The 4,880-nt window shown below is 68.5% G+C and carries 1 protein-coding gene; it reads left to right on the top strand.

Annotation, left to right across the window (positions count from 1 at the left end; genetic code table 11):
• Positions 1-30: 30 nt before the first annotated feature.
• The coding region (locus AC0693_RS38615; RefSeq protein WP_478804606.1) for an amino acid adenylation domain-containing protein at positions 31-4,880 on the top strand (4,850 nt) is incomplete at its 3' end.

Consider the following 4,880-nt stretch of genomic DNA (forward strand, 5'->3'; position numbering starts at 1 on the left):
GCCCGTTTCTTCGAGGTGTTCGGAGAGGGGGTGGAGCTGCACAACTTGTATGGGCCGACGGAGGCGTCGGTTGACGTGACGTCGTGGCAGTGCCGTCCGGAGCAGAGGACGGGTGTGGTGCCGATCGGTGCTCCGGTCGCGAATACGCGGGTGTTCGTGCTGGATGCGGCGCTTGGGCCGGTTCCGGTGGGTGTGGCCGGTGAGCTGTATCTGGCGGGTGTGCAGTTGGCGCGTGGGTATGTGGGGCGTCCGGGGCTGACGGGTGAGCGGTTTGTTGCCAGTCCGTTCGGTTGTGGTGAGCGGTTGTACCGGACGGGTGACATCGCCCGGTGGTCCGCGGGTGGGCAGGTGGAGTATCTGGGGCGTGTGGATGAGCAGGTGAAGATCCGTGGTTTGCGGATCGAGCCGGGTGAGGTCCAGGCGGTGGTGGCTGCGCATCCGCAGGTCGCGCAGGCCGCGGTGGTCGCACGTGAGGACGTGCCGGGTGATGTGCGCCTGGTGGCTTATGTGGTTCCGGCTGTGGGGGCGGATGGTCTGCCGGCTTCGGTGCGGGCGTTCGCGGGTTCCCGGCTGCCGGAGTACATGGTGCCTTCGGCTGTCGTGGTGCTGGATGTTCTGCCGGTGACGGTGAACGGCAAGCTCGACCGCAAGGCGCTGCCCGTCCCGGAGTACACCGCCGGGTCTGGTCGTGGGCCGGCCAATGCACGCGAAGAGGTGTTGTGTGCTGTCTTTGCGCAGGTTCTCGGTCTCGACAGTGTGGGCGTCGATGACGACTTCTTCGCCCTCGGCGGCCACTCGCTGATGGCGATTCAGCTCGTGGAGCAGTTGCGTCTGCGTGGGGTGTCGGTGTCGGTGCGGGCGCTGTTCCAGACCCCGACGGTGGCAGGTCTCGCGACGGCGGCGGGGCCGGTACGGGTGGAGGTCCCGCCGAACCTGATCCCCGCGGATGCGGTGGAGATCACGCCGGGGATGCTCCCGCTGGTGGATCTGGACTCGGGTGAGATCGAGCGGATCGTTGCCACCGTCGAGGGCGGGGCAGCCAACATCGCGGATGTCTATCCCCTGGCTCCTCTCCAGGAGGGTCTGCTGTTCCACCATCTGCTGGCCGACGGCGGCGAGGACGCCTACGTCATGCCCACGGTGCTGGAGTTCGACTCGCGTGAGCGGCTCGACGGCTTCACCGCAGCCTTGCAGCAGGTCATCGACCGGCACGACATCTTCCGCACCTCCATCGTGTGGGAGGGGCTGCGGGAGCCGGTCCAGGTGGTGCGGCGCCACGCGGTCCTCCCGGTGACCGAAGTGGCACTGGACCCGCACGGCGGCGAGCCGGCTGAACAGCTCCTGGAGCGCGTCGGCCTTTCGATGGACCTGAAGCAGGCACCGCTCATCCGGGTCCAGACGGCGGCCGCGCCGGGGAGCGACCAGTGGCTCGCACTGATCCGCGTACACCACATGGTGCAGGACCATACGGCGCTGGAGATCGTGTTCGGAGAGGTGGAGGCCTTCCTCTCCGGGCGCGGCGATACGCTGCCGGACCCGCTGCCGTTCCGCGACTTCGTGGCGCAGGCCCGGGGCGGGGCGGCGCGTGCCGAGCACGAGCGGTACTTCGCCGGGCTGCTGGGTGATGTGACCGAGCCGACGGCGCCGTTCGACGTCGTCGACGTACGCAGTACCGGCGCGAACTCGGTCCACGAAGTCGTGCCGTTGGGGGCAGAGTTGACCGCCCGACTGCGCCAGGCGTCGATAGGGCTCGGGGCAAGCACTGCAACCGTGCTGCATGTGGCCTGGGCGCGCGTACTAGCGGTGGTCAGCGGCCGCGACGACGTCGTCTTCGGCACCGTTCTGTTCGGACGGATGAACGCGGGTGCCGGTTCGGATCGGGTGCCGGGCCCCTTCATCAACACCCTTCCCGTACGGGTGCGCACCCACGACATGGGCGTCACGACGGCGGTATCCGCGATGCGCGGTCAGCTGGCGGATCTGCTGGAGCAAGAACATGCGTCGCTGGCACTCGCACAGCAGGCCAGCGGAGTTCCCGCCGACACACCGCTGTTCACCTCATTCTTCAACTACCGGCACAACGCGAGCCGCCAAGACGATGACGAGCAGCGCAGTCACGGCAGGGAGGGAATCCGGCTGTTGCTTGCCCAGGAGCGGAGCAACTTCCCGCTCGGGGTCTCGGTTGACGACGACGGGCACAGCATCGATCTGTCCGTGGAGGCGGTCACACCGATTGATCCACAGGCCGTGGGACGACTGCTGCGCACGGCCGTCGGAAACCTCCTGTGCTCGCTCGAGGAGGGTTTGGACGCACCCCTGAGTGCGGTGGATGTGCTGGATGCGGCTGAGCGTGAGCTGGTGGTGTCGGGCTGGAACGACACGGTGGTTGAGGTTGCTGCGGTGACGGTGCCGGAGTTGTTCGCGGCGCATGTGGCGGCTTCGCCGGATGCGGTGGCGGTGGTCTTCGATGGTGTGGAGGTTTCCTACGGGGAGCTGGACGCACGGGCGAACCGCGTTGCTCATCTTCTGATTGCTCAGGGGGTGGGTGCGGAGTCGGTGGTGGGTTTGTGTCTGCCGCGTGGGGTGGACATGGTTGCTTCCATCCTGGCGGTGTGGAAGGCCGGTGGTGCGTATGTGCCGCTGGATCCTGAGTTGCCGGTGGAGCGGCTGGCGTTCATGGTGGCGGACAGTGGGGCCCGGGTGGTGGTGGGCCGGCGTGATGGCGTGCGGGTCGGGGCCGAGTCGCTGGTGTGGGTGGATGATCCGGCCCTGGCTGCGGCTGCGGCGGGTGCGCCTGATGTGCGGGTGGGGCCGGAGGGGCTGGCATATGTGATCTATACGTCGGGTTCGACGGGCCGCCCGAAGGGTGTGGCGGTTGGGCATGCGGCGATGGCGAACATGGTGTCGGTGTTCGGTCCGTTGATGGATGTGGGTCCTGGTGTTCCGGTGCTGCAGTTCGCCTCGTTCAATTTTGATGCGTCGGTGCTGGATGTGGCGGTGACGCTGGCGTGCGGTGGTGCGCTGGTGGTGGCCACCGCCGTCGAGCGGTCCGAACCGGCTCTGCTGCGCGAGCTCGCGCGGTCGGCCGGCGTACGCTCGGCCAGCCTCGTGCCGTCCTTGCTGACGGTGCTGGAGCTGGACGACCTGGCCGGTGTCGGTCCGATCGTCGTCGGGTCCGAGGCGATCGAGCCCGCACTAGCCCGTGCCTGGGCGCGCGGTCGCCGTCTGCTCCACGCCTACGGGCCCACCGAGGCGGCCGTCATCACGGCCGTCGAACAAGTGGACCCCGGCGGCCACGGCACGGTTCCGATCGGTGGCCCGGTCTCGAACACCCGGATGTACGTCCTCGACGCCAGGCTGCGGCCGGTCCCGGTCGGCGTGGTGGGCGAGCTGTACATCACCGGCGCGCAGCTGGCGCGCGGGTACGTGGGACGCGCTGACCTGACGGCGGAGCGTTTCGTAGCCTGTCCGTTCGAGAGCGGCGCACGGATGTACCGCACCGGCGACCTGGTGCACCGGTCGGCTGACGGCCGGCTGGTTTTCGCCGGGCGCGCCGACGAGCAGGTGAAGATGCGTGGTTTCCGGATCGAGCTGGGTGAGGTCCGGTCCGTGGTGGCCGAGCATCCGCTGGTGGAGCAGGCCGTGGTAGTGGCACGTGAAGACGTGCCGGGGGACAAGCGCCTGGTCGCATACGTCGTCGCGGACGCGGGGGCCGATGAATTGGCCGTCTCCATATGCGAGTTGGCCGGCCAACGCCTGCCGCGCTACATGGTTCCGTCGGCTGTCGTGGTGTTGGACGCACTCCCGCTGACAGTGAACGGGAAGCTGGACCGCAAGGCGTTGCCCGCCCCTGAGGCCCCTTCCGCGGTGAGCGCGGCGGGGAGGCGTCCGGGTACGGTCCAGGAGGAGATTCTTTGCACCGTGTTCGCCCAGGTGCTCGGTGTCGAGAGCCTGGGCGTCGAGGAGGACTTCTTCGCAAGAGGTGGTCACTCACTGCTCGCCATCAGGCTGGTGAGCCGGATCCGGACCGTTCTGGGTGTGGAGGTCCCGCTTCGTGAACTGTTCGAGGCGTCGACTCCGGAAGCCCTCGCGGCCCGGCTGACTGGTGCGGGCAGCGCCCGGTCGACACTGACGAGGATGGAGCGCCCCGAGCGGGTTCCGCTGTCCTACGCCCAGCGTCGTCTCTGGTTCGTCGGACAGCTGGAAGGACCCAGCGCGACCCACAACGTCCCGGTCGCCCTGCGGCTGTCCGGTGAGGTGGATCACGCGGCCATGGACTCCGCCTTGCGGGATGTGATCGGCCGACATGAGGTGCTGCGTACGGTCTTCCCGACCCTCGACGGTGAGCCGTATCAGCGCATCCTGGCGCCGGACGAGTTTGCCTGGGGGCTGTCGGTGGCCGAGCCGGTCTCGCCGGCGGATCTGGATGACGCGGTGGCTGGGGCTGCCGGATACGCCTTCGACCTGGCGTCGGAGATTCCGATCCGGGCCTGGCTCTTCTCCGTGGGGGCCGAGGACCATGTGCTGGTGCTCGTGGTCCACCACATCGCCAGTGACGGCTGGTCGACCGGACCTCTGGCCAGAGACCTGTCCACCGCTTACGAGGCGCGGCGCGCGGGGCAGGCGCCCCAGTGGGAGCCGCTGCCGGTGCAGTACGCCGACTACGCCCTGTGGCAGCGGGACCTGCTCGGCGACGAGCAGGACCAGGACAGCCTTGTTGCCCAACAGGTCGAATACTGGCGTGGGGTCCTGACCGATTCACCGGAGGAGTTGGGGCTGCCTTTCGATCATGTGCGGCCGGCGGTGGCGGGTCATCGTGGGCATGGTGTGGCGGTGGAGGTTCCGGCTGAGGTCCATGCGCGGTTGGCGGGGGTGGCGCG

It is taken from the genome of Streptomyces sp. NPDC043876 (genome assembly GCF_056435825.1).